Origin of the sequence: Stenotrophomonas sp., from assembly GCF_032061965.1 — a bacterium.
Taxonomy (GTDB): Bacteria; Pseudomonadota; Gammaproteobacteria; order Xanthomonadales; family Xanthomonadaceae; genus Stenotrophomonas.
In genome coordinates, this window is sequence record NZ_DAMBEF010000025.1 from 24,857 (window position 1) to 30,512 (window position 5,656).

The 5,656-nt window shown below is 63.2% G+C and carries 6 protein-coding genes; 2 read left to right on the forward strand and 4 right to left on the reverse strand.

Annotated elements, in window-relative coordinates:
- Positions 1-291: 291 nt before the first annotated feature.
- On the forward strand, positions 292-1,152 hold the full coding sequence (locus RT460_RS13315; protein ID WP_313317238.1) for a PA4780 family RIO1-like protein kinase: 861 nt from the start codon (positions 292-294) through the stop codon (positions 1,150-1,152).
- A 100-nt stretch (positions 1,153-1,252) separates the two neighbouring features.
- Here RT460_RS13315 and RT460_RS13320 read toward each other — a convergent pair whose 3' ends face one another.
- Entirely contained in the window at positions 1,253-1,669 is a 417-nt protein-coding gene (locus tag RT460_RS13320) for a hypothetical protein (protein ID WP_313317240.1), read from the reverse strand.
- Between the two features lie 366 nt (positions 1,670-2,035).
- Here RT460_RS13320 and RT460_RS13325 point away from each other — a divergent pair, with 366 nt between their 5' ends.
- Positions 2,036-2,929 carry a LysR substrate-binding domain-containing protein gene (locus RT460_RS13325; RefSeq protein WP_313317242.1) on the forward strand — a complete coding sequence of 298 codons (894 nt, stop codon included), beginning with the start codon at positions 2,036-2,038 and terminating at the stop codon, positions 2,927-2,929.
- A gap of 44 nt (positions 2,930-2,973) precedes the next feature.
- Here RT460_RS13325 and RT460_RS13330 read toward each other — a convergent pair whose 3' ends face one another.
- Genes RT460_RS13330 through RT460_RS13340 form a run of 3 tightly spaced genes read right to left on the reverse strand, consistent with a single transcriptional unit; the run spans position 2,974 to position 5,295 of the window.
- On the reverse strand, positions 2,974-3,306 hold the full coding sequence (locus RT460_RS13330) for a DUF3325 domain-containing protein (RefSeq protein ID WP_313317243.1): 333 nt from the start codon (positions 3,304-3,306) through the stop codon (positions 2,974-2,976).
- Positions 3,299-4,966 carry a PepSY-associated TM helix domain-containing protein gene (locus RT460_RS13335; protein ID WP_313317244.1) on the reverse strand — a complete coding sequence of 556 codons (1,668 nt, stop codon included), beginning with the start codon at positions 4,964-4,966 and terminating at the stop codon, positions 3,299-3,301. Before RT460_RS13335 ends, RT460_RS13330 begins: the two co-directional genes overlap by 8 nt.
- An 11-nt stretch (positions 4,967-4,977) precedes the next feature.
- Entirely contained in the window at positions 4,978-5,295 is a 318-nt protein-coding gene (locus tag RT460_RS13340; RefSeq protein ID WP_313317246.1) for an iron uptake protein, read from the reverse strand.
- Positions 5,296-5,656 lie beyond the last annotated feature (361 nt).

Sequence of the window (5,656 nt, forward strand, 5' to 3'; positions counted from 1 at the left end):
AGGTTGAGGCAGCGCTCGAAGCTGCTTTAGCCCCTCTCCCCTTGCGGGAGAGGGGTTGGGGAGAGGGGGGCAGGCGAAGCCTGCCGCACCTCAGCCAACAACCCCGACCAACGGCCAGCCACAACGCCTGGCCGTTCGCATATATGCCATTGCAATTAACCAGGCTGAACCCCGTCCTGCTTCCATGGCTGGCCGGTTTCCGTACCATCGGCAACAATAGCCAGCCTGTTCCCGCCCGGACGGCCCACGTTCGATACAGATCGAACCGCCACCCGCAGCCACCGAGACATTGTGAAAACACCGCCGCAACTCCAGGTCCTGATCGAAGATGGCGTCATCGATGAAGTATTGCGCCCACTGAAAAGCGGCAAGGAAGCTGCCGTCTATGTCGTGCGCAGTGGCGACGACGTGCGTTGCGCCAAGGTCTACAAGGACATGGCACAGCGCAGTTTCCAGCAGCGCGTGCAATACCAGGAAGGCCGCAAGGTGCGTGGTAGTCGCGAGGCACGTGCGATCGGCAAGGCCAGCAAGTATGGCCGCAAGCAGCAGGAAGTGGCCTGGAAGAACACCGAGGTCGATGCGCTTTACCAACTGCGCGAAGCTGGCGTCCGCGTGCCTGAACCACACGGTTATTTCCACGGCGTACTGGTGATGGAACTGGTCACCGATGCCGATGGCTACAGCGCTTCGCGCTTGGGCGAGGTGGAGCTGGAAGCTGATCAGGCCAAGCAGTTCCATGCAGTGCTGGTGCAGCAGGTCCAGTTGATGCTGTGCAACGGCCTTATCCACGGCGATCTGTCGCCCTACAACGTACTGGTGGGGCCGGACGGTCCGGTGGTGATCGATTTCCCGCAGGTGGTCAGTGCCGGTGGCAACAATGCCGCGCGCTCGATGCTGCTGCGTGACGTCAACAATCTCACCGCCTATCTCGGGCGCAGTGCGCCTGCCTTGCTGGATACCTGGTACGGCGAGGAGATGTGGGAACTCTTCCAGGCCGGTGAACTGTTGCCCGATACCGTGTTGACAGGGCAGTACACGCCGGATGAACGCGCGGTCGACCTGGACAGCGTGCGCGAGGCGATCAACGACGCCCGTGAGGAAGCGCTGATCCGCCAGCAAGGCCGCGAAGCCGCTGCCGAAGAAGACCTGTAAAGCGGCATAAGCCGCGCGGGCCGCAGATATCACGGCAATGCCGAGCAATGCCCGGCAGCTGTCCCCAGCGCCCCGCGCGCAACCGGGTGTCGCCCTGCCGCTACAGCGGGGCCGCGGCCTGCAAGCGGTAGCTGCCCGGCGCTCCCAGCACTACCGTGAATCGCCGGGGCTCCAGCGAATAGACATGGTGGCTGTCGATGCGCAGCATGCTGCCGGTCAGCTGCACATTGCCGCAGGTCCAGAAACCATCGGAGAGTTCTTCCAGCAGTACCCGCGGAACGGATGCATTCGACGACTCGCCATCTGCCGCAGCGGGCAGCCATTCGATCCACATCCGGCAGGAAACGTGTTCAAAGCCGACGCTTTCGGCCACCACGCGAAAGCTGCCCTGTCGACTGTCTGCATGCCAATGGCCACCATGGGTGACAGCCGGTTCGGGCGCGACTTCGTCTTGCGCGGGCGCGCCGCCCGCTCCGACAAGCACGACAAGCACGATCAACACACGGGATATCACCATCACCTGCAGCCCCGAACAGAAGGGCTGAAGCGTAGCGCGCAGGTGCAACCCAAGGTAGTGCCGCGCTCTAGCGCGCGACGCAGGACGAAGGGGCAGGGCACATCGATTCCCGTGCGCCGCACGACGGCACTGGTTTCGACACCAGCGTGGCATCCGTGCAGTGTTTCTGGTCCTCGCAGTCGGTGAGCGGGCGCGCTACCAGCGACTGCGCCAACTCCGCATTCGCCACATAGCCGTGGAGGAATAACAGGTCATTGAAAACGCTCATTTCCATGCTCCCACTTGAGGAGCGCTAACGTTAAGTCCAAGCTTGAGCCTAAAAAAGCGAACATCCCTCAACCGCTACTTGAGAGAAACTAAAGGCTCATGTCCAGGCCGCCGCTTCAGTTCCTGCAGGCTTTCGTCTCCGCCGCACGCCTTGGCAACCTGTCGCGTGCCGCCGCGTCAATGAATGTAACTGTCAGCGCCCTGAGCCATCAGATGCGGCAGTTGGAGGAGCGCCTGGGGTATCCGCTATTGACCCGGCACGCACGCGGGGTAGCCCCGACCATCGAAGGACGGCGTTTGCTGGAACAGATTGGCCCCCACCTGGATGCGATCAACGACGCGTTCCGGCCATTCCAGGCACGGCGTGACTGCGTGCTGACGGTAAGTGCCGTACCAACCATGGCGTCAGCATGGCTGGTGCCACGCCTTGGCCGCTTCGTCGCCGAATATCCACAGATTGAGATCAACCTGCAGTCCAGCCAGTTGCTCGTCGATTTCGAGCGACAATTGCAGTTCGATGCGGCATTGCGGGTTGGGGATGGCAACTGGTCTGGCCTGGTCAGTGAGCCGCTCATCGATGAATGGTTGGTGCCGATGGCCAGCCCGGCGTTGGTGGAGCGCATGGGCGGGATCGGGGCACTGCCCTTGACCGAGTGGCCGCTGTTGGGTGACCCGGATGGTGAGTGGGATCGCTGGTTTGCACTGACGGGTACCAAGCCGCCCCGGCGTTACATCGCCATCCTTGATGACTCCGAATCACACCACCGCGCCGCGCTGGATGGGGTTGGGGTTGCACTGGGACGGGTAACCCGGGCGCACCTGCTGCTGCAATCCGGGCAGCTGTTGCTGCTGTCCGACCAACGCCTGAAGACGCCGTGGTCGCATTGGCTGGTGTATCCGGAACGCTCGAAAGCACATAAAGGCTTCCTGGCGTTTCGGCAATGGCTGCATGCCGAAGCCGACACGCACCGCAGGGACATGCAAGGCCAATAGCAGGCGCCAACCTGTGATGGTTTGGATTGTCCAGCGCGACGGCGTTAGCTGCGCCGGCTGAGCCACGGCGTGAACAGGCGCAGGCGACGTGGTCGCGATGACAAGGTAAAGGCAACCAGCAGCGCTGCGCCGCTCAAGCCCATCACCCACACCAGCACCGCCATCGTCGCGTGGTCCACCATCAGGCACAACAGCAACGCGAAGGCGATGCTGATGCTGCCAGCCATGCGCAGCAAGCGCAGTGAGACCGATGAAGGACGGTGTTCCCAGACCTGCAAGGCATGCACTTCCATTGACAATGCCAACCACACCATGCCCGCCACGCAGGCGCACAGTGCGGCCAGAAGCAGCAGGTTTGCAGCCAGCTGATCAGACATGGGCGGGCTCCGCTTGCGAGGTTTGCCGCTGCTGTACGCGCGCACGTGCCCCGATGCGGCGTGCGGCAAGCGCGGCGACAAGAGCGCTTGCCAACAGGAACAGATCGACACCTGCCACTGGCCAATAGCCGCGCGCCAGCGTGCGCAGCAGATGGTCGCCGGTGGTGATCCAGTTCAACAGCACCGCAGCGACGGCCAGCACGGCGATGGCCCACGCCTGTTCACGCCATGCCGGATTGGCCAGGCCGCGCGCGACCGGTGCGCCGCGCAGGCCCGCATGTACCAGCGCCACTGCCCAAACAGCCCAGAATGCATAGCGCTCCCAATCGCCGCGGCCGGGCAAAGCTTCCGGCAACAAGCGGTTGGCAATCAGGATGCCAAGCGTGGCCAGCACCATGCCGGTGACCGTGGTGACCGCCAGCGCATCGACGATGCGCGCCCCCTGGCTGCCCTGCAGGGCATGTTGACGCTTGCGCTTTTCAACGAAAAAGATAAAGCCTGTGGCAATGCATACCGCGCCAGTCAGGCCGCCAAGCACGTAGAGCCAGCGCAGCAGCCAATGGCGGAAATGCTGCAGGTGCAAGCCGGTGAGGAACTCGCTCACGCGCGCCACAGGCGTGGCCGCAGGATCTTCGCGGATCAAGGCACCGCTGCTGCCTTTGAAATGGATGCCATCACCCACCAGTGCGATGCGGTCGGTGCCGGCACGGTAGACGCTGACGTAGCCGTTGCTGTCGCCGACATGCTGCACCACCAGGAAGCCCACGTCGCCCGCCTTGTCATTGGCTTCCCAGCGATGGCGCGCCTGCGCGACCATCGCATCGACCGACGCCAGTTCTGCCGGTACCCCAGCACGCTGGTGGGGCAGGCCGGTTTCCTGCGCTTCCATGCGCTCGTGCAGGTCATGCAGGTCGTGCAATTGGGTGTGGCCGACCGGGAAGTAATACGTGCCGGCGAAGATCAACAAGCCGGTCAGGGCGAAGAAGAAATGGAAGGGCAGGGCGACCACGCCGGTGAGGTTATGCAGGTCCAGTACGCTGCGCAGCCGGGCCTTGCCGGGGCGGAAGGTGAAGAACTCGCGGAACAGCTTGCGGTGCATCACCACCCCGCTGATCAATGCAGCCAGCATTACCAGGGCGGAGAAGCCGACGATCCAGATGCCCAGGTTCTTCCAGTCCAGGGTCAGTCCGTAATGCAGCGGGAAAAAGAAGCCGCTGCCTATCTTCAGGCGGTCATCCGGCAGCTCGCTGCCATCGCGCGGGTCGATGGTGGCATAGGCCCAGATCAGCTCTTCGGGATCCTTGGCATTGGGCACCTTGTAGCCTGCATACAGCGCCAGTACCGGATCGCGGTGGGTGGTGTAGGCGCTCCAGCTGGCCACCTGGTCGAAGTGCGTCGGCATCGGCCCATTGACGCGCGCGCGCATTGCATCGATGTCCGCTTGCAAGGGTTGCATGCGTTCGAAGGCCGGCCGCAGCACGTTCTCGAACGAAGGCATTGGTTGCGCCTCGATCCGCGTTGCCGGGATGGCCCAGCGGTCGATCTCGCGATCGAACACGGATAGCGCGCCAAAGAAGAAGGCTGCCATCAGCACGAAGCCAAGCACCAACCCGAACCAGGTGTGCAGCCATGCCATTGCTTGCCGGAAACTGTTGAACATGGGATCTCCGGTCAGGTCAGCAGGGATTGAACGAACGAGGCGGCGGCAGCCATCAGCAGCCCGAGGCCAAGCAGGACCAGGCCCACCCGTAGCACGCGCTGGGTAGCGATGCTCCACAGGAACACCAGCACGTAGGCGATCAGGCCGATGAAAGCGCCAAGAAACTCGGCATCATGGAAATCGAGCCGGGCAGCAAACAGCAAGCTGGTGGCAAGCGCCACCGTGCCCCAGGCGAAGACATAACCGCCAAGGATTGCGGCCAGCACACGCAGCAGGATCTGCAAGCGTCGTGAGCGGGGTGGGGCGAGGGTGGCAGGTGGTTGGGACATGGGGCTGGCTGATCTCGAATGTGAGTAGTACGAACAAGCGCTGCAGCGTCCATGCACGGCTGTGCTTTCAAGCCCCCCACCGCTGAGCTTCAAAGCCCCTCTTCCCTCGTGGCAGAGGGGTTGGGGAGAGGGGGCGCCGGGGATCTCGATTGAAATCCTCAAAGCACCCTCTCCCGCCCGGTGGGCACCCTCTCCCACAAGGGGAGAGGGGGACTGCAACATCAACACCGCAGCCTCCATGCATGGCTGAGCTTTCAAGCCCGGCACCGCAGGGCTTCAAAGCCCCTCTCCCCTTGTGGGAGAGGAGTTGGGGAGAGGGGGCGCCGGGGATCTCGATTGAAATCCTCAAAGCACCCTCTCC

Coding starts and splice junctions, on each gene's coding strand:
- RT460_RS13320 (WP_313317240.1), bottom strand. CDS start 1,669: ATGGTGATATCCCGTGTGTTGATCGTGCTTGTCGTGCTTGTCGGAGCG.
- RT460_RS13325 (WP_313317242.1), top strand. CDS start 2,036: ATGTCCAGGCCGCCGCTTCAGTTCCTGCAGGCTTTCGTCTCCGCCGCA.
- RT460_RS13330 (WP_313317243.1), bottom strand. CDS start 3,306: ATGTCTGATCAGCTGGCTGCAAACCTGCTGCTTCTGGCCGCACTGTGC.
- RT460_RS13335 (WP_313317244.1), bottom strand. CDS start 4,966: ATGTTCAACAGTTTCCGGCAAGCAATGGCATGGCTGCACACCTGGTTC.
- RT460_RS13340 (WP_313317246.1), bottom strand. CDS start 5,295: ATGTCCCAACCACCTGCCACCCTCGCCCCACCCCGCTCACGACGCTTG.